Source organism: Cognatishimia coralii (genome assembly GCF_037478305.1).
Taxonomy (GTDB): Bacteria; Pseudomonadota; Alphaproteobacteria; order Rhodobacterales; family Rhodobacteraceae; genus Cognatishimia; species Cognatishimia coralii.
In genome coordinates this window covers 54,384-71,181 of the sequence record NZ_JBBGAZ010000005.1, presented here as the reverse complement: position 1 = coordinate 71,181, position 16,798 = coordinate 54,384, and the positions used below count along the sequence as shown (strand labels likewise).

Here is a 16,798-nt window from a genome sequence, read left to right as displayed (position 1 = left end):
GCAAGAGCCGTTGCAGATGAAAGCTGCTTGGCCTATGTCAGCCTTATGTTAAAGCCGATCCTGATCCACCCTGATCCCCGTCTGAAAAAGACCTGCGCGCCGGTTGCCGACCTTACGGACGAGCTGCGCAAGCTGGCCGCTGATATGCTGGAAACCATGTATGATGCGCCGGGCATCGGGCTGGCTGCGCCTCAGATCGGCGTGCTGGATCGCCTGATCGTGATGGACTGCATCAAAGAGGGCGATCCAGAGCCCGTGATCATGTTCAATCCCGAAATCCTGGCGTCCTCTGACGACACAAGTGTCTATGAGGAAGGCTGCCTCTCGATCCCCGATCAATACGCCGAAGTGACCCGCCCCGCAGAGGTCCGCGTCGGCTGGATCGACGAGAACGGCAACCCGCAGGAAAAGGACTTTGACGGGCTTTGGGCGACCTGTGTGCAGCATGAGATCGACCATCTGAACGGCAAGCTCTTCATCGATTACCTCGGCCCGATGAAGCGCCAGACCATGACGCGCAAATCCGCGAAGCTGAAACGTGAAAGGGCGCGTGCATGACGGTCCGCAAGTGCATCCCATGGCCTGACAAACGTCTGCGGACTGCGGCCGAAGCAATCAAAGAGCTAACCGATGAGGACCGCCAGACCTGGCAGGATCTGATCGACACGATGGAGGCCATGCCCGGCGTCGGCATGGGCGCGAACCAGATCGGTGTCATGCGTCAGTTGATCGTTGTGGATGCCTCAAGCGAACGTGGGCAGGCTGTGAAAATGGCCAACCCCTCGATCCTGCACAGCTCAATCGAGGACCGCGAACACGAAGAGGCCAGCCCGAACTTGCCCGGCGTCTCTGCCAAGATCAAACGCCCGCGTGCCGTGACCGTGCGCTACATGAACGAAGACGGCATGATCACGCGCCGCGATTTCGTGGGCCTCTGGGCGACCTCGGTGCAGCATCAGATCGATCATATCAACGGCAAAATGTACTTCGATCATCTCAGCCGTACCAAACGTGAGATGCTGATCAAAAAGGCGCGGAAGCTGGCATGAGAGTGGTTTTCATGGGCACGCCGGACTTCTCGGTTCCGGTGCTTGAGGCTTTGGTCGCGGCGGGTCACGAGATCGCTGCAGTCTATTGCCAGCCGCCACGTCCTGCTGGTCGCGGCAAGAAGCTGCGGCCTACGCCTGTGCACGCCCGCGCCAAGGCCTTGGGCCTTGAGGTGCGCCACCCAGAGAGCTTGAAAACACCTGAGTCTCAAGCAGATTTAGCGGCGCTAAACGCCGATGTCGCCGTGGTCGTCGCCTATGGGCTCTTGTTGCCCCAGGCCATTCTGGATGCCCCCAAACACGGCTGTTTGAACATCCACGCGTCACTTCTGCCGCGTTGGCGCGGCGCGGCCCCGATCCACCGTGCGATCATGGCGGGTGATGCGGAAACCGGCGTCTGCATCATGCAGATGGAAGCAGGGCTTGATACAGGACCCGTCCTGTTGCGCGAGGCCACGCCGATTGGCTCTGAAGAAACCACAGCCCAGCTGCATGACCGTCTAAGCCAAATGGGGGCCGAGGCCATCGTCGCAGCGCTGGCGAAGCTCTCTGATCTCACGCCAGAGCCGCAACCCGATCAGGGCGTGACCTATGCCCATAAGATCGACAAAGCCGAGGCCCGCGTGGATTGGGCTGAAGACGCCAAAGACATCGACCGCAAAATCCGCGGGCTCTCGCCATTTCCGGGTGCGTTCATCGAATATGACGGGCAACGTATCAAACTCCTGGCCTCGCGGTTTGTAGCCCTCAATGGCGCGGCGGGTACGTTGCTTGACGATGCATTTACCGTGGCCTGCGGCACTGGCGCGGTGCAACTGACCCGCTTGCAACGGGCAGGCAAATCCGCGCAGACTGCGGAGGAATTCTTGCGTGGCGTGCCGCTGACCAAAGGCATGTCGCTACTTTAGGAGGCCTCTCATGTTCCCAACTCTGATCGGCACGGTCGTGATCGCGGGTATCGTGGGCTATCTCTCTGAAAAGACGAGGTTTACCCACAATGGCATCCTGCCCTCGATCATCATCTGCGTGGGCGGGGCCTTCCTGTTTTATTTCGTGAGCCTGATGTTCGGAATCTCATTTGGCGCGCCGGGAATAAATGCAATCATCGCCTCTGTTGGCGCCTTGATCATCATTCCGACCCATTGGCGCAAATAGACACGGCTTTCATCTTGCCAAAAATACTCAAAATCCCACGTTATCCGCGCGGGGGACGTGCCTTATAGACAGGCAGTCGCCAGCCAAATTGCAAAGACCCTGCACGCAGACACCACGTGACCGTCGCGCAGATTGCTAAGCTTCCAAACCCTTGCATGCCCAAGGCCGAGGCACCTACGGCGCTCAGGGCACCCGCGAAAGCCGCCGTCACATAGATCTCGCCCTGTTTCAGAACCAGCGGCACCTCGTTGCAGACCACATCCCGCATGAGGCCACCCATCGTGCCCGTCATGATCCCCATCAAGACCACGATGACGGCGCTATGCCCCAGATCCAGAGCGACACCGGTGCCCGCGGCGACTGCGACGGCGAGCGCAATAGAGTCGAGCCACAGCAAAACGCGGTACCGGCTTTCAAACAAATGCGCTGTGAAGAACACCAGCAGCGCCGCCGCGACCGCGACTAAAATATAGCTCGGCTGCCCCACCCAAAACACTGGATCGCGACCGAGCATGAGGTCGCGCAAAGTGCCGCCTCCGACCGCTGTCAGGCATGCAACAAAGGCAAATCCTACGGGATCAAGTTGCGCTCGGCTGGCGACCAAGGCCCCTGTCAGCGCAAAGACAAAGACCGAGGCGAAATCGAGGAAAACCAGCGCGGTCATGAGTCTTTCTTGGGCTTAAACGGAGCCATCCCCGCCCGCGCCAACTCGTCCGCTTTTTCGTTTTCGGGATGGCCCGCGTGGCCTTTGACCCATTCCCATGTCACGGAATGACGGGCCTGAGCGGTGTCAAGCCGTTGCCACAGCTCGACATTTTTCACAGGCTTCTTGTTGGACGTGCGCCAGCCATTGCGTTTCCAGCCATGGATCCAGCCGGTCACGCCGTTTTTTACATAGGCGCTGTCGGTGACCACCGTGACTTGGCTCGCGCGCTCCAACGTTTCAAGCGCCATGATGGCGGCCATGAGTTCCATCTGATTGTTGGTGGTCTCAGCCGCGCCACCCGAAAGTTCGCGTTCTTTGAGAACCTCTTCGCCCTTCATGGCGCGCAACAAAACGCCCCAGCCTCCGGGGCCAGGATTTCCGGAACATGCGCCATCGGTATATGCAAAGAGGTCAGTCATAAAGGGGCGATAGCCAATCCGGGCGGGGGGCGTCCAGTGGAAAGTGCCTCAAAGCCCGCGCTGGGCGGTGATCAAGACAAAGGGGTGGACTTCGCCAGACAGGCCCGCGCCTTGGCCGACGGTCCAATCTTTCACCTTGAACTCGCGTGCCGCTAAATGATCACGCAGCTCATCTTCTTGAAAATAGGAATAAAACCGGCCGATCGAGTCGCGCTTTTCCCCTTCGCCGAGTTTTAGACCAAGATAGAGGTGACCTTCGGGTTTCAAGGCCATGTGAATCGCGTCCAGATGTCGTGGGAATTCGGCGCGGGGCGCGTGCAAGAGGCTAAAGGACGCCCAGATCGCGTCGTATGCCGCCACTTCGGTGAGGTCATCAAACAGCCCGACCCGCGCATTGACGCCACGCGCGCAGGCGGCGTCTACGAATTCCTGCGTTGCGTCAATGGCCGAGACCTGAAAACCCGCCGCCAGCATCTGTTCAGAGTGATGCCCGGGGCCGCAGCCGAAATCCAGAATATGGGCACCGAGGGAAAGATGCTTGAGGAAGCGGCTGAGGGCCGTGCTTTCCTCTTCGGTCATGGCGACCTTTTGATACGCGTCCACCTGTTTGGCATAGGTTTCAATGGTTTCACGGTCGGCCATGTTGCATTCCTTATCCGGGGATTTCGACGTCTCTGAGAACGCGGGGGACTTTGAAATTCACGCGCTCGACGGCGGTTTCGACGACCTCGACAGCGACGTCATATTTGTCGCGGAAGGCGTCGATGACCTCGTTCACCAGAACCTCCGGTGCTGAAGCGCCTGCGGTGATGCCAAGCGAAGAGATCCCCTCAAGCGCGCGCCAGTCGATGTCTTTGGCGCGCTGCACCAGCTGCGAATAGCTGCAGCCTGCTTTGGTGCCGACCTCGACCAATCGTTTGGAATTTGAAGAGTTCGGGGCGCCCACCACCAGCATCGCGTCACATTGCGCAGCCATGGCTTTCACGGCCATTTGGCGGTTGGTTGTGGCGTAGCAGATGTCCTCTTTGTGAGGGCCCACGATTGTTGGGAACCGTGCGTTCAAGGCCGCGACGATGTCGATTGTGTCGTCCACCGATAGGGTGGTTTGGGTCACAAACGCCAGCTTGCTCTCGTCTCGCACTTTTAGTGTTGCGACGTCCTGGACAGTTTCGACCAAAAGGACTTCGCCTTCGGGCAATTGTCCCATGGTTCCAATGGTTTCCGGGTGTCCGGCGTGGCCGATCATAATGATCTGAAGGCCCGCATCAGAGTGACGTTCTGCTTCGATATGCACCTTGCTCACAAGCGGGCAGGTGGCGTCGACATAGATCATTTCGCGACGCTCTGCCTCGGCTGGAACGACTTTCGCCACCCCATGCGCTGAGAAGATCACAGGGCGATCATCGGGGCAATCCGAGAGCTCTTCGACAAAGACAGCGCCTTTGTCGCGCAGCCCGTCCACGACGAATTTATTGTGCACGATCTCATGGCGCACATAGACCGGCGCGCCCCATTTCTGCAGCGCCATCTCGACGATTTTGATCGCGCGATCCACGCCTGCACAGAACCCACGCGGCGCGGCCAGATAGATTTGAAGATTGGGCTTGGACATTACGACCTCAACTGACGTTCAAGACAGAGCTAGAGGCTCCCTTCACATTCGTAAAGGGGCCTCGTGCTGCTGATGTAATCAGAAGGGTGTTTGGATCAATGCGACATGAATGATCCAAGGCGTTCCGGCTATTTCGCCGGAACGTAGTCGTCAGAGTTGGTTTCGCCCGGCATTGGGTCGCGTGGAGGGCGGCCAACCACGTCGCGCAGACCTTCCAGATCGATGAAATTGTCGGCCTGACGGCGCAATTCATCAGAGATCATCGGAGGGTTAGAGCGGATCGTAGAAACCACGGAAACGCGCACGCCCTGGCGTTGCAGGCATTCGACCAATGGGCGGAAATCGCCGTCGCCCGAAAACAGGACGATATGGTCAACATGCGGAGCGAGCTCCATTGCGTTGACCGCCAGTTCGATATCCATGTTCCCCTTCACCTTTCGGCGACCTTGGCTATCGACATATTCTTTGGCGGGTTTTGTGACCATGGTGAACCCGTTGTAGTGCAACCAGTCTACCAGTGGCCGGATCGGAGAGTATTCGTCGTTCTCGAGCAGAGCGGTATAGTAAAACGCTCGCAGGAGTTTCCCCCGACGCATAAACTCTTGCCGAAGCAGCTTGTAATCGATGTCAAATCCGAGCGATTTCGCAGCCGCGTACAGATTTGATCCATCGATGAACAGCGCAAGCCGTTCGTCTTTGTAAAACATCAAATGTCCTTTCGTTAAAACCGCGCATGGCTGTGAGTGTGTGAGTGTGTTTTCGCTATGCGCAGCTAGCGTTGTAAGCTAATTAATTTTTCCTTACCCGCAAGTGCCTCAAAAGGTGACCAACCAATACTTGTGTATCTTAACCTATCACTATGGACAGGTGGTGAAAAAATAATGAATGAAATCAGCATTTTGGCGCTGGGTGGAAATTCAAACTCTGATTTCGGATCGCCGGAAAAGACACTGATACACGCTATAGGTGTACTTCGAGCGCGCGGTTTAACCATTGAAAAAACAAGCAAATTCTACTCAACACCCGCTTTCCCCAAGGGAAGTGGCGCAGATTACGTGAATGCGGCGCTTTTGATCAATTCGAATCAAAATCCGAGGGAATTGCTGTCTCTTTTGCATGAAGTTGAAGCAGATCTTGGACGCACCAGAGAGGCGCGTTGGGCAAGCCGGCCGATTGATATCGACCTGATTGCATACGGGCAAAGGTTGCTACCGGATGCCGAAACGCATGCGAAATGGCGGGGGCTTTCACCCAAAGATCAGGCGACGCTTTGGCCCGATCAATTGATTCTTCCACACCCCCGATTGCAAGATCGCGCCTTCGTCTTGGTGCCGGCCTGTGACATCGCGCCGGATTGGGTTCACCCGGTTTTGGGCCTCACCATGCGCGAAATGATGGAAAACCTGCCTGAATCCGACCGAAAAGAAGTCGTTGAGCTATGACTATTCCCTTGTATCCTTGGCGAATTGGCCCTAGATAACGGGCTTCTAATCCCATTGACGAATGGAGTGCCCGCATGGCCCGCGTGACAGTTGAAGACTGCGTTGACAAGGTTCCAAACCGTTTCGAGCTTGTGATGCTCGCTGCACATCGTGCGCGCGAAGTATCCGCAGGTGCCGAAATCACCGTGGACCGTGACAACGACAAAAACCCTGTCGTGTCCCTGCGCGAGATCGCTGAGGAAACTCAGACCGCAGACGAGCTGCGTGAGCGTCTGATCGAAAGCAACCAGCACCAGATCGAAGTCGACGAGCCTGAAGAAGATCAAATGGCTCTGTTGATGGGCTCTGAGCCAGCGGACAAGCCAGCAGAAGACGACCTCTCTGAGGAAAAACTGCTGCGCGCACTGATGGAAGCACAAGGCCAGGGCTAAGCCCCTTGGGGAAATGAAGGCGCAACATGATTCCGGCTGATGATCTGGTCGAACTGGTCCGCGCCTATAACCCTAAAACCAATGAAAAGCTGATCCGTGAGGCCTATGACTTTGGCCTTGCGATGCATGAAGGGCAGTTCCGCCATTCCGGCGAGCCCTATTTTTCCCACCCCATCGAAGTCGCGGCGATCCTGACCGAACAACAGTTGGATGATGCCACCATCATTACGGCGCTGTTGCATGACACGATCGAGGACACCAAAGCCTCTTATTCCGTTGTCACAGAAAAATTCGGCGAAGAAGTGGCGATGTTGGTGGATGGGGTCACCAAGCTGACCAACCTGCAGCTGAGTTCGACGGAAACCAAACAGGCCGAAAACTTCCGCAAGCTGTTTATGGCGATGTCCAAGGACTTGCGGGTGATCCTGGTTAAGCTTGCCGACCGCTTGCACAATATGCGCACGATCCGCGCGATGAAGCCGCATAAGCAGCAGCAAAAAGCGCGTGAAACCATGGATATCTATGCCCCGCTCGCGGGTCGCATGGGGATGCAGTGGATGCGCGAAGAGCTTGAGGATCTGTCCTTTAAGGTTCTCAATCCCGATGGCCGCGCTAGTATCATTCGCCGCTTTATCATGCTGCAGAAAGAAACCGGCGATGTGATCCAACGGATCACCGGCGACATGATCGCAGAGTTTGAAAAGGCGGGCGTTGAGGCCGATGTCTTTGGGCGCGCCAAAAAGCCCTATTCGATCTGGCGAAAGATGCAGGAGAAGGAGCAGAGTTTCTCGCGTCTTTCTGACATTTACGGCTTCCGGATCATTACCAAATCTGAAGAAGATTGTTACCGGGCTTTGGGCGCGATCCACCAGCGATGGGCGGCGGTGCCTGGGCGCTTTAAGGATTACATCAGCCAGCCGAAATCCAACGGCTATCGCTCGATCCACACCACGGTGTCCGGGCGCAATGCGCGGCGGGTTGAGGTGCAGATCCGTACTCAGAAAATGCATGATGTGGCCGAAACCGGCGTTGCAGCGCATTGGTCTTATCGCGATGGTGTGCGTGGCGAGAACCCTTTTGCGGTTGATCCTGCGCGCTGGATCCGGTCCTTGACCGAACAGTTCAACACGGAAGAAGACCACGACGAGTTCATGGAAGCTGTGAAGCTGGAAATGTACTCGGATCAGGTGTTCTGTTTTACGCCGAAGGGCGATGTGGTGAAGCTGCCGCGTGGCGCGACTCCGATTGATTTTGCCTATGCGATCCACACGCGGATCGGCAACGCCATTGTCGGCGCCAAGATCGACCACATGCGCGTGCCGCTTTGGACGCGGGTGAAGAACGGTCAGTCCATCGAGATCATCACCGCCGAGGGGCAAACGCCACAACCGACCTGGCTAGAGATTGCCACCACCGGCAAAGCGAAATCCGCGATCCGGCGTGCGCTGCGCGATCTGGATCAGGAACGCTTTGTGAAGTTGGGCTATGAACTCGCGCGGTCTGCCTTTGAGCGAGTAGGGAAAAAGGCCACCGAGAAGGTATTGGATATGGCGGCCAAGCAGCTGTTTCAATCCAGCCGCGAGGTGCTTCTGGCGCATCTGGGCAGCGCGCAACTGAATGCCTATGAGGTCGTGCAAGCGGTCTATCCTGAGCTGACGCCAAGCGAAGGCGAAGAGGTTGCCGCATCCAAGGCGGTGATCGGTTTGACCGAAGGCCAAAGCTTTAATCGCGCGCCGTGCTGCGAGCCATTGCCGGGTGAACGCATCGTTGGCATCACCTTCCGCGGAAAAGGTGTTGAGGTGCACTCGATCGACTGTGAACGCCTGATCGGTTTTGAGGATCAGCCGGAACGCTGGCTTGATCTGCATTGGGAGGTTGGCAAGCACCAAGCCATCCACGGTGCCACGCTGAAAATGACACTGTCCAATGACGCTGGTGTCCTGGGACGAATTTGCACATTGATCGGCGAGCAGGGCGCGAATATTGCAGACCTTGAATTTACTGATCGCAAACCCGACTTCTATGCCCTTGAGGTTATTGTCGAGCTGAGAGATGCCGAGCACCTGCATACTCTCATGATGACCCTGCAAGCGGAATCAGACGTCGCGGCGATTGAACGAGTACGCGACCCAAACCGCGCAAGCCCACAGGCTGCGCCAAAGGAATAGGACGGGCTCTTGGTCTTTAAGCGCCGAGACAGAAGATCGATCCTGCAAGCCGCGCTGGATTTTCTCTGGCCGCGTGGTGGCTGGACGCGTGCGTTCTATTACATTCGTCATCGTTTGCGGCGTCTTCCCGGATCTCCGGAACGGATCGCGCGTGGAGTTTGGGCCGGCGTTTTCGTGACCTTCACCCCGTTCTATGGGCTGCATTTCATCGTAGCGGCTTTGGTGGCACGCCTCGTACAAGGCAATCTTCTGGCGGCGTTGCTGTCGACGTTTTTCGGCAATCCTCTGACCTATATTCCGATCGGCGTCGTGTCTTTGCAAACCGGCCACTTCCTGCTGGGGACAGAGTTTGAACGCGGGTCAGAGCGCTCGTTGATCAACAAGTTCACCGATGCCGGTGGAGACCTCATGCATAACTTCTGGGCGATCTTTTCGGATGCGCGCATGGATTGGCACGGGCTGCAGATCTTCTGGAGCGAGGTGTTCTACCCTTATCTGATCGGCGGCATCGTACCGGGCATTATTGTGGCGACGATTGCCTACTACCTATCGGTGCCGGTCATTCGGGCCTATCAGAAACGCCGCGCCAAAGGGATCCAGAAGAAATTTGAAGCCCTGAAGGAACGCGCGGCGAAGGTCAGCGCGCAAACAGAGGTAAGTGATACGCCCGAGTCCTAACTGGACTTAAGAGAATCGCTGTTACCTCTCCAGAATCCGCCCTATTTTCCAATTCAGACATCGAATTCAGGAGTCTCGCCATGCGCCTTGGAGTGAACATCGATCACGTTGCCACCGTTCGCAACGCCCGCGGATCCGCCTATCCGGACCCCGTGCGCGCGGCCAAACTGGCCGAGAAGGCAGGTGCTGATGGGATCACGGCACACCTGCGCGAGGACCGTCGTCACATCATGGATGAGGATATCGACCGTCTGATGGCTGAGCTTGAGGTGCCGCTGAATTTCGAGATGGCGGCCACCGAAGAAATGCAAAAAATCGCGTTGCGCCACAAGCCGCATGCGGTCTGCATCGTGCCAGAAAAGCGCGAGGAGAAGACCACAGAGGGTGGCTTGGACGTGGCCGGTGACGACAACCGCTTGGCCGGTTTTGTGTCGCCATTGGTGGACGTCGGTTGCCGCGTCTCGATGTTCATCGACGCAGATCCCCGTCAGGTTGAGGCTTCCAAGCGCATTGGGGCTGCCGTTGTTGAGCTGCATACGGGTGCGTATTGTGATTTGCACTATGAAGGTCGCTTTCAGGAACGCGATGCAGAGCTTAAGCGCCTGTCGGATATGGCGACCTATGCGCATTCTTTGGGTCTAGAGGTCCATGCGGGGCACGGGTTGACCTATGACACAGTGACCCCGATTGCGGCCTTGCCAGAGGTGATGGAGCTGAACATTGGCCATTTCCTGATGGGGGAAGCGATGTTTGTCGGCCTAGAGGCTTCCATTGCAGAAATGCGCCGCCTGATGGAGGCCGCGCGCACCGTCGTCGCTTAATCTTGCCTTAGCCATCTTCTGGTGGTCTGTTTGGTCAAAGTGTTTTGACGAACAGACAGGTTTCAGAACGATGCCAAGTGCAGAGATTTTCTTGATTTTGATGGGCTGGGCCGTCGCGGGCGGAAGCCCGGGGCCTGCTACTCTGGCGATCTCGGGTGCCGCCATGGGCGGCGGGCGCGCGGCTGGAATTGCGATGGCCGCGGGCGTGGTTGCTGGATCCGCGAGCTGGGGTGTCGCTGCGGGATTGGGTATGAGCGCCCTGATGCTGGCAAATGCCTGGATCTTTGAAATCATCCGCTATCTTGGCGCGGGATACTTGCTGTATCTGGCGGTGAAATCCCTGAGGTCTGCGCTCAAAGGCGGCGGGCTTGCGATGCAGTCGGTCTCTGTTGAGCGCCTGTTTGTGAAAGGGTTTCTGATCCACATCACAAACCCCAAGGCGATCCTGGCGTGGGGCGCCATCTATGCGATTGCCTTGCCCGCTGGGGCAGGGGCCGCACAAGTTTGGCAACTTTTCGGGCTTTTGATTGTAACATCCATGTTCGTGTTTTTTGGGTATGGGATTTTATTTTCCAATCCGGCCATCGTTCGTGGCTATACTGCAGCGAAGCGTTGGTTTGATGGTATCTTCGCTGCACTATTTGGGGCGGCCAGCCTCAAGATCCTGACCGCGAGATTGGAGGTTTAGATGAAACACTGGATAATGGCTGCATTGGTAGCGTCGGCGGCATCGATGGCCGGCGCGCAAGAAGCCGTCGATTGCGACTGGCAAGCGCGCGCGGACGCGATTGTTGAGCCTTGGGAGGACTTTTCTCGTACATTCGCCAATGGCAATGTGCGTCTGGCCTTGCTGGATACGGTGGAACCCGCTGCCGCGGCCTTTCATATTCTGATCATCTCGCCGCCCTATGACGAGCTTGGTGTGCGTCAGTGTAAAACCTTGGGCATGGGCGGTGGTGCAGGCTTTTCCGGCGTTACCTTTGAGGCGTTGGATGCGGCCTATGATCCCTCTGTGGGGCTGATATTTGACCTGCCGGTGTCGACCTATGACGGCAGTAGCGGAGATTTCGTTACAGGAAACCTGCTGTTCACGTTGAATCAAGCGACCGGCCAGATTGACGCTTGGTTGGATTAATGTATCTGGGCCCGAGCAAGCCCCAAGGGGCGGTAAGGAAATCACTTTATGATCCTAGGCATCGGCACTGATCTGGCCAACATCGAACGCATTCAGGGGACGCTGGACCGCTTTGGCGACCGCTTTAAGAACCGCGTCTTCACCGAGCTTGAGCAGCGCAAAGCAGAGCGCCGCAAAGACGTGGCGGGCACTTACGCCAAACGCTGGGCTGCGAAAGAAGCGTGCTCTAAGGCGCTGGGGACGGGCCTTGCGATGGGGATCGCCTGGAAAGACATGAGCGTCAGCAACCTGCGCACAGGTCAGCCGATCATGCATGTGACGGGTTGGGCTAAGGAGCGTTTGGACAAGATGACGCCTAAGGGCCACGAGGCCACCATCCACGTCACCCTGACCGATGATCACCCCTGGGCGCAGGCCTTTGTGGTGATCGAAGCCTTGCCGATCTCTCACGATCCTGCAACGCCGGGTTGACAGTCCGCGCCGGGAACCGCATGTAAATCCGGACGAAATTCCCAAAGGGTGACCCATGGCGACTGAGGCCGAGAAAAAGCCAAACGGCATTATCGAAACCATTAAAACGGTGGTTTACGCGCTGTTGATCGCCGGGATCTTCCGGTCGTTGTTCTTTCAGCCGTTCTGGATTCCTTCGGGGTCGATGAAAGACACGCTGCTGATCGGCGATTTCCTTTTTGTGAATAAGATGAGCTATGGCTATTCCTACGCCTCTTGCCCGTCGATCCGCATTCCACGCTTTGGCATCGACATTGATGCGCGTGACATCTGCGGGATCTTTGACGGCGACAACAAACGCCTCTTTGGCTCCGAGCCAGAACGCGGAGATTCCGTCGTCTTCCGTCATCCTGTGAATGGCACAGACTATATTAAACGTCTCGTCGGCCTGCCCGGTGACACTGTGCAGATGAAGAACGGCGTGTTGTTCATCAATGGCGCGGCGGTTGGCCTGAAGGCTGGCGGCGTGTTTGAGGAAACCTATGATGCGCAAGGTCCGCAAGGTCGCTTCCCACGCTGTGAAAACGCGCCGGTTGGTCAAGGCGGCACCTGTGAGAAGACCCGTCTGATCGAAACCCTGCCGGGCGGCGTTGAACATTCCGTTCTGAACATCGACAATTCCGGCACGGACAACACCGGCATCTACAATGTGCCCGAAGGCCACTATTTCTTTATGGGCGACAACCGCGATAACTCCACGGATAGCCGCGTGCCTCAGCAGCTGGGTGGCGTTGGCTTTGTGCCGTTTGAAAACCTGATCGGGCGCGCGGACCGGATTGTGTTCTCTTCTGCCGGACGCAGCCTCTTTGCCTTCTGGACATGGCGCGGCGACCGTTTCTTTAAGGCGATCGAGTGAAACTTTCTGCTGAACTAAAAGCTCTGGAAAACCGTCTGGGTCACCGCTTTGGTGACCCTGCGCTTTTAGTGCGCGCGGTGACTCATAGTTCCATGTCTTCGCCGACGCGGTCTGACAACCAGAGACTGGAGTTTCTGGGCGATCGCGTGTTGGGCCTTGTGATGGCCGAGGCGCTGTTGAGCGCCGACAAGGCGGCGACCGAAGGCCAGCTTGCGCCGCGGTTCAATGCCCTCGTGCGTAAAGAAACCTGCGCCGAGGTTGCGCGTGAGATTGATTTGGGCGCGGGTCTGAAACTGGGCCGCTCTGAGATGCTGTCGGGTGGCCGCCGCAAGCAAGCCTTGTTGGGCGACGCCATGGAAGCGGTCATCGCCGCAGTCTATGTGGACGGAGGCTTTGAGGCCGCCAAAGAGCTGATCCTGCGCCTTTGGGGAGACCGCGTGACCCGCGTCGAGGCCGATGCGCGCGACGCCAAGACCTCTCTGCAGGAATGGGCGCAGGCGCGGGGGTTGCAGCCTCCGAAGTATGAAACGGTTTCCCGCAGCGGTCCCGATCATGCGCCGGTCTTTACGATCTCGGCCACGCTGGAAAACGGGGAAAGCGATCAGGCGACGGCCGGGTCCAAACGCTTGGCCGAGCAGGCCGCTGCCAAAGTGCTTTTGGATCGCCTGACCTCGTGATGGCAAGGCCATCTGGCACAACCATGAATTCTACGCTAGAAGCACGGCTTCTGAACACGCGAAGGACCGCGACATGAGCACACGCGCCGGATTTGTTGCCCTGATTGGCGAACCCAATGCCGGGAAATCGACCCTGACCAACCGCATGGTGGGGGCGAAGGTCTCGATTGTGACCCATAAGGTGCAAACCACCCGCGCGCGCATCCGTGGGGTGGCACTGGAGGGTGAGAGCCAGATCGTCTTTGTCGACACGCCCGGTCTGTTCCGTCCGCGTCGTCGTCTGGACCGCGCCATGGTAGCGGCCGCCTGGGGTGGCGCTGCGGATGCGGATATCATTGTGCTGATGGTAGAGGCGCATCGGGGTATCACCGATGGGGTTGAGACGATCCTTGAAGGGCTTGAAGAGATCGGCCAGGGCCGCCGCGTGGCGCTGGCGATCAACAAGATCGACAAGGTGAAATCCGAAGTGCTGCTGGCGCTTTCTGAAGAGTTGAACAAACGCTACAGCTTTGAGCGGACCTTTATGATTTCGGCCGAAAAGGGGCATGGCGCGAAGGATCTGAAAGAATGGCTGGCCGCGGAATTGCCAGAAGGGCCATGGCTCTATCCCGAGGATCAGATCGCTGATCTGCCCATGCGCATGATCGCCGCCGAAATGACGCGCGAGAAACTGACGCTGCGCCTGCATCAGGAACTGCCCTACCAGTTGACCGTCGAAACCGAGGCTTGGGAAGAGCGCAAAGACGGCTCGGCCCGCGTTGATCAGATGATCTATGTCATGCGCGACGGGCACAAAGGCATCGTGCTGGGCAAGAAGGGCGAGACGATCAAGGCGGTCTCTAAGGCTGCCCGCGAAGAGCTTGAGGAATTCTTGGGCCGCCGTGTGCATCTGTTTTTGCAGGTCAAAGTCCGTCCGAACTGGCTTGAGGAAAGTGAGCGCTATTCCGAGATGGGTCTCGATTTCAAAGACGGCAACGCATGACGCGATTAACCGCAGAGTTCTGGGTGAGCGCTTATCTCAACCGGCTGCGCCTTTACGAGATCCCGGCCTTTGTGGTTACCCATGGTGACGACACGGCTGGGGCGGTTCTCGTTAAGCTGAACACTTTGGATGGCAACGCAAAGGCCTTTCAGCGCAGCTTTGATCTGATGAGCGGCGAACGTGCGTGGATGGTTCTGGCCGAAGGCGCAGAGCGGGACGTGGATGCAGCCCTCGCCAAGCAACGCAGCTTTGACCCGGATCTTTGGGTGATTGAGGTCGAAGATCGGCAAGGTCGCCACCTTCTCGATGAACCAGGGCTGGCTGACTGACCGTCGGAAAATGAGTATTTTTGGCAAGATGAAGACCCCGCGTCGTTTCATCTTGCTCTAAATACTCTAATCCTAAAGCCGCCACTGGCGCAGGCCTTTGGGTTCTGCGCATATTGGCGTCATGGACTGGCGAGATCAGGGCATCATTTTATCTACGCGCAAGCATGGCGAGACCTCGGTGATCCTAGAGGTCTTTACACCCATGCACGGGCGTCACGCGGGCGTGGTGCGGGGTGGCGTGAGCCGCAAGATGACGCCGATCCTGCAGCCTGGAGGGCAAGTCGATCTTCATTGGCGCGCGCGGCTTGAAGAACATATCGGGTCGTTTTCAGTAGAACCTCTGCGCAGCCGGGCTGATGCTCTGAGCGACCGTTTGGCGCTTGCGGGGTTGAATGCGGTGACAGCGCTCCTCAGCTTTGCTTTGCCAGAACGCGAGCCGCATGAGGCGCTTTATGCGCGCACGGAGCCTCTGTTGGACCTTTTGGGGCAAAACGATCTCTGGCCTCTGGCTTATCTGCGTTGGGAGATGGCGCTGCTCGAAGATCTGGGCTACGGGCTGGATCTGGATAGTTGCGCTGTGACGGGAACAACGGAAAACCTGATTTATATCTCACCCAAATCGGGGCGTGCCGTGTCCAAACAGGGTGCCGGAGATTGGGCGGATCGGCTTTTGCCCCTTGTACCATGCCTCAAAGGGCAAGGGGACAGCAGCGATCAGGCTATACTAGAGGCCCTCTATGTCACCGGGTATTTTCTTGAGCACAAGCTGGCCGCTAGTCTTGGCAACCGACCGTTACCCGAGGCGCGTGCTCGGTTTGTGGATCGGTTCAGCCGCCAGATTGTGCGGTGAAGACCATCTCGCCGCCTTGGTCGTTGGACAGGATCAATACGTCGCCTGCGATTTCGACCAGAGTCATGCTTTTGAGCGCGGTAAAGAAAACCTGTTCCTGATCCAAATCTGCGCAGGCCGCGCGGGTTGCACGCAAAGCTGAAAGTGAAAACCAAGGGTAAGGCGAAGTTTGCTCGGCAGAGAAGCTGTTGCAGGGCGCTTTGCCGCTGACTGAGCCCTCGGCTGGGAACATCAGGGTCGCGCTGGCTGGGTACGTCGCGCCGTCAATGCTGCGCAGACTCCATGTTTTATCGGCGGCGCCGTAGCCGGTCAGAGTTTCATCTGTCTGGCAGGCCGCGAGGCCAAGGAAAAGCGCAGGAATAAAATACTTCATGCCTCTTCGTATAGGGCAAGAATGAGGTCGACCAAAGTCACAAGACTCTGACCAGAGACATCAGGCTGTTGTTTCGCGAGCATTCCGAGACCCAAGTGGCTGGCATAGATCAAATGAGCCAGTTCGGTATTCGTGAGGTCGATTTCCGCAAGAAGGTCTTTGATCAGGTCCAGGCGCTGTGCGTCGATGCGTTTGATCGTTTCCCGCGCCAGATCGCTTTCTTGCGCCCAGGACCGCAGGGCGGCTTCGGTGCCCGGTGTGTTCAAGCCTGTGCCGGTTTCAGCGTTGATCTCGGTCACAAGGCGCAGCTTGCTGACCGCTTTGGCATCCAACTCTCGCAGCGCTTGCAGCTTGGCCGTCGCATGGGTTTCCCAGGCCAAAAGCAGAGCTTCGTGAAAGGTCGGGACGTCTTTGAAGTGCCAGTAAAACGAGCCCTTGGTGGTGTCCAAGTCGCGCGCGAGCGTCTCAGCACGCAGCATGCTGGGACCTTTTGAGGTCAGCGCCGCAACACCTGCGGCGATCCAGTCCTGTGGAGAGAGACGATTCTTGGCCATGCTTTAGGGATAAGTGCTCTTTGCACCTGCAGCAAGGCTCGTAGTACTACGACC

24 protein-coding genes are annotated in these 16,798 nt (G+C 57.5%); 17 read left to right on the top strand and 7 right to left on the bottom strand.

The features are described from left to right. The first annotated feature begins 45 nt into the window (after positions 1–45). From def (WG622_RS10605) to WG622_RS10590, 4 genes are read left to right on the top strand one after another with little or no spacing between them, the layout of a single operon-like run. A complete protein-coding gene (gene def / locus WG622_RS10605; protein WP_339403717.1) occupies positions 46–558 on the top strand; it encodes a peptide deformylase in 513 nt (170 codons plus the stop codon). Beyond that, entirely contained in the window at positions 555–1,049 is a 495-nt protein-coding gene (gene def / locus WG622_RS10600) for a peptide deformylase (protein ID WP_339403550.1), read from the top strand. Before def (WG622_RS10605) ends, def (WG622_RS10600) begins: the two co-directional genes overlap by 4 nt. Beyond that, a complete protein-coding gene (gene fmt, locus WG622_RS10595) occupies positions 1,046–1,954 on the top strand; it encodes a methionyl-tRNA formyltransferase (protein WP_339403549.1) in 909 nt (302 codons plus the stop codon). The genes def (WG622_RS10600) and fmt overlap by 4 nt, the downstream gene beginning before the upstream one ends. Before the next feature lie 10 nt (positions 1,955–1,964). Then, complete coding sequence (locus WG622_RS10590) at positions 1,965–2,201, top strand: hypothetical protein (protein ID WP_339403548.1); 237 nt, start codon at positions 1,965–1,967, stop codon at positions 2,199–2,201. Between the two features lie 40 nt (positions 2,202–2,241). On the opposite strand, the gene WG622_RS10585 is transcribed toward WG622_RS10590, so the two are convergent. From WG622_RS10585 to WG622_RS10565, 5 genes are all read right to left on the bottom strand, one after another. Next, the gene (locus tag WG622_RS10585; RefSeq protein WP_339403547.1) at positions 2,242–2,865 is read right to left on the bottom strand and encodes a trimeric intracellular cation channel family protein; all 624 of its coding nucleotides are present in this window, start codon (positions 2,863–2,865) and stop codon (positions 2,242–2,244) included. Further along, on the bottom strand, positions 2,862–3,326 hold the full coding sequence (rnhA, locus tag WG622_RS10580; protein ID WP_339403546.1) for a ribonuclease HI: 465 nt from the start codon (positions 3,324–3,326) through the stop codon (positions 2,862–2,864). The genes WG622_RS10585 and rnhA overlap by 4 nt, the downstream gene beginning before the upstream one ends. Positions 3,327–3,374: 48 nt before the next feature. Next, on the bottom strand, positions 3,375–3,968 hold the full coding sequence (locus WG622_RS10575; RefSeq protein WP_339403545.1) for a class I SAM-dependent methyltransferase: 594 nt from the start codon (positions 3,966–3,968) through the stop codon (positions 3,375–3,377). A gap of 10 nt (positions 3,969–3,978) precedes the next feature. Beyond that, positions 3,979–4,938: a 4-hydroxy-3-methylbut-2-enyl diphosphate reductase gene (ispH, locus tag WG622_RS10570; RefSeq protein WP_339403544.1), complete on the bottom strand. Its 960-nt coding sequence runs from the start codon at positions 4,936–4,938 to the stop codon at positions 3,979–3,981. Between the two features lie 128 nt (positions 4,939–5,066). Then, positions 5,067–5,645, bottom strand: a complete 579-nt coding sequence (locus tag WG622_RS10565) for a LabA-like NYN domain-containing protein (RefSeq protein WP_209355288.1) — start codon at positions 5,643–5,645, stop codon at positions 5,067–5,069. A 174-nt stretch (positions 5,646–5,819) separates the two neighbouring features. On the opposite strand from WG622_RS10565, the gene folK reads away from it, so the two are divergent. The 13 genes from folK to recO all read left to right on the top strand — a co-directional run bounded on the left by folK (position 5,820) and on the right by recO (position 15,817). Then, a complete protein-coding gene (folK, locus tag WG622_RS10560; protein WP_339403543.1) occupies positions 5,820–6,380 on the top strand; it encodes a 2-amino-4-hydroxy-6-hydroxymethyldihydropteridine diphosphokinase in 561 nt (186 codons plus the stop codon). Positions 6,381–6,454: 74 nt separating this feature from the next. Continuing rightward, a complete protein-coding gene (gene rpoZ, locus WG622_RS10555; protein WP_209355290.1) occupies positions 6,455–6,811 on the top strand; it encodes a DNA-directed RNA polymerase subunit omega in 357 nt (118 codons plus the stop codon). A 26-nt stretch (positions 6,812–6,837) separates the two neighbouring features. Further along, the gene (locus tag WG622_RS10550) at positions 6,838–8,979 is read left to right on the top strand and encodes a RelA/SpoT family protein (protein ID WP_209355291.1); all 2,142 of its coding nucleotides are present in this window, start codon (positions 6,838–6,840) and stop codon (positions 8,977–8,979) included. 9 nt (positions 8,980–8,988) lie between these two features. Beyond that, a complete protein-coding gene (locus tag WG622_RS10545) occupies positions 8,989–9,657 on the top strand; it encodes a DUF2062 domain-containing protein (protein ID WP_339403542.1) in 669 nt (222 codons plus the stop codon). 80 nt (positions 9,658–9,737) lie between these two features. After that, positions 9,738–10,478, top strand: coding sequence for a pyridoxine 5'-phosphate synthase (locus WG622_RS10540; RefSeq protein ID WP_339403541.1), 741 nt, complete (start codon positions 9,738–9,740; stop codon positions 10,476–10,478). Between the two features lie 70 nt (positions 10,479–10,548). Then, positions 10,549–11,166 (top strand): LysE family translocator, encoded by a 618-nt coding sequence (locus tag WG622_RS10535; protein ID WP_339403540.1) that lies wholly within the window; start codon positions 10,549–10,551, stop codon positions 11,164–11,166. After that, positions 11,167–11,613 (top strand): hypothetical protein, encoded by a 447-nt coding sequence (locus WG622_RS10530; protein ID WP_339403539.1) that lies wholly within the window; start codon positions 11,167–11,169, stop codon positions 11,611–11,613. It abuts the gene before it with no gap. Positions 11,614–11,661: 48 nt separating this feature from the next. Continuing rightward, positions 11,662–12,084, top strand: coding sequence for a holo-ACP synthase (gene acpS / locus WG622_RS10525; protein ID WP_339403538.1), 423 nt, complete (start codon positions 11,662–11,664; stop codon positions 12,082–12,084). Between the two features lie 55 nt (positions 12,085–12,139). Continuing rightward, positions 12,140–12,979, top strand: a complete 840-nt coding sequence (gene lepB, locus WG622_RS10520; protein ID WP_209355297.1) for a signal peptidase I — start codon at positions 12,140–12,142, stop codon at positions 12,977–12,979. Then, entirely contained in the window at positions 12,976–13,656 is a 681-nt protein-coding gene (gene rnc / locus WG622_RS10515; RefSeq protein ID WP_339403537.1) for a ribonuclease III, read from the top strand. Before lepB ends, rnc begins: the two co-directional genes overlap by 4 nt. A 73-nt stretch (positions 13,657–13,729) precedes the next feature. Beyond that, on the top strand, positions 13,730–14,638 hold the full coding sequence (era, locus tag WG622_RS10510) for a GTPase Era (RefSeq protein ID WP_339403536.1): 909 nt from the start codon (positions 13,730–13,732) through the stop codon (positions 14,636–14,638). Beyond that, positions 14,635–14,967, top strand: coding sequence for a DUF1491 family protein (locus WG622_RS10505; protein ID WP_339403535.1), 333 nt, complete (start codon positions 14,635–14,637; stop codon positions 14,965–14,967). Before era ends, WG622_RS10505 begins: the two co-directional genes overlap by 4 nt. A gap of 121 nt (positions 14,968–15,088) precedes the next feature. Beyond that, positions 15,089–15,817: a DNA repair protein RecO gene (recO, locus tag WG622_RS10500; RefSeq protein WP_339403716.1), complete on the top strand. Its 729-nt coding sequence runs from the start codon at positions 15,089–15,091 to the stop codon at positions 15,815–15,817. Here the strand turns inward: recO and WG622_RS10495 are convergent. After that, positions 15,795–16,190, bottom strand: coding sequence for an META domain-containing protein (locus tag WG622_RS10495; protein ID WP_339403534.1), 396 nt, complete (start codon positions 16,188–16,190; stop codon positions 15,795–15,797). The genes recO and WG622_RS10495 overlap by 23 nt on opposite strands. After that, positions 16,187–16,744, bottom strand: coding sequence for a TetR/AcrR family transcriptional regulator (locus WG622_RS10490; RefSeq protein ID WP_339403533.1), 558 nt, complete (start codon positions 16,742–16,744; stop codon positions 16,187–16,189). The genes WG622_RS10495 and WG622_RS10490 overlap by 4 nt, the downstream gene beginning before the upstream one ends. Positions 16,745–16,798 lie beyond the last annotated feature (54 nt).

Excerpts from the sequence above, each read along its gene's own strand:
- WG622_RS10540 (WP_339403541.1), top strand. The coding sequence starts at position 9,738 with ATGCGCCTTGGAGTGAACATCGATCACGTTGCCACCGTTCGCAACGCC.
- ispH (WP_339403544.1), bottom strand. The coding sequence starts at position 4,938 with ATGTCCAAGCCCAATCTTCAAATCTATCTGGCCGCGCCGCGTGGGTTC.
- WG622_RS10550 (WP_209355291.1), top strand. The coding sequence starts at position 6,838 with ATGATTCCGGCTGATGATCTGGTCGAACTGGTCCGCGCCTATAACCCT.
- WG622_RS10585 (WP_339403547.1), bottom strand. The coding sequence starts at position 2,865 with ATGACCGCGCTGGTTTTCCTCGATTTCGCCTCGGTCTTTGTCTTTGCG.
- WG622_RS10490 (WP_339403533.1), bottom strand. The coding sequence starts at position 16,744 with ATGGCCAAGAATCGTCTCTCTCCACAGGACTGGATCGCCGCAGGTGTT.
- WG622_RS10505 (WP_339403535.1), top strand. The coding sequence starts at position 14,635 with ATGACGCGATTAACCGCAGAGTTCTGGGTGAGCGCTTATCTCAACCGG.
- WG622_RS10535 (WP_339403540.1), top strand. The coding sequence starts at position 10,549 with ATGCCAAGTGCAGAGATTTTCTTGATTTTGATGGGCTGGGCCGTCGCG.
- def (WP_339403550.1), top strand. The coding sequence starts at position 555 with ATGACGGTCCGCAAGTGCATCCCATGGCCTGACAAACGTCTGCGGACT.
- WG622_RS10530 (WP_339403539.1), top strand. The coding sequence starts at position 11,167 with ATGAAACACTGGATAATGGCTGCATTGGTAGCGTCGGCGGCATCGATG.
- rnhA (WP_339403546.1), bottom strand. The coding sequence starts at position 3,326 with ATGACTGACCTCTTTGCATATACCGATGGCGCATGTTCCGGAAATCCT.
- def (WP_339403717.1), top strand. The coding sequence starts at position 46 with ATGTTAAAGCCGATCCTGATCCACCCTGATCCCCGTCTGAAAAAGACC.
- WG622_RS10590 (WP_339403548.1), top strand. The coding sequence starts at position 1,965 with ATGTTCCCAACTCTGATCGGCACGGTCGTGATCGCGGGTATCGTGGGC.
- recO (WP_339403716.1), top strand. The coding sequence starts at position 15,089 with ATGGACTGGCGAGATCAGGGCATCATTTTATCTACGCGCAAGCATGGC.
- lepB (WP_209355297.1), top strand. The coding sequence starts at position 12,140 with ATGGCGACTGAGGCCGAGAAAAAGCCAAACGGCATTATCGAAACCATT.
- WG622_RS10565 (WP_209355288.1), bottom strand. The coding sequence starts at position 5,645 with ATGTTTTACAAAGACGAACGGCTTGCGCTGTTCATCGATGGATCAAAT.
- folK (WP_339403543.1), top strand. The coding sequence starts at position 5,820 with ATGAATGAAATCAGCATTTTGGCGCTGGGTGGAAATTCAAACTCTGAT.
- acpS (WP_339403538.1), top strand. The coding sequence starts at position 11,662 with ATGATCCTAGGCATCGGCACTGATCTGGCCAACATCGAACGCATTCAG.
- era (WP_339403536.1), top strand. The coding sequence starts at position 13,730 with ATGAGCACACGCGCCGGATTTGTTGCCCTGATTGGCGAACCCAATGCC.
- WG622_RS10495 (WP_339403534.1), bottom strand. The coding sequence starts at position 16,190 with ATGAAGTATTTTATTCCTGCGCTTTTCCTTGGCCTCGCGGCCTGCCAG.
- WG622_RS10575 (WP_339403545.1), bottom strand. The coding sequence starts at position 3,968 with ATGGCCGACCGTGAAACCATTGAAACCTATGCCAAACAGGTGGACGCG.
- rpoZ (WP_209355290.1), top strand. The coding sequence starts at position 6,455 with ATGGCCCGCGTGACAGTTGAAGACTGCGTTGACAAGGTTCCAAACCGT.
- fmt (WP_339403549.1), top strand. The coding sequence starts at position 1,046 with ATGAGAGTGGTTTTCATGGGCACGCCGGACTTCTCGGTTCCGGTGCTT.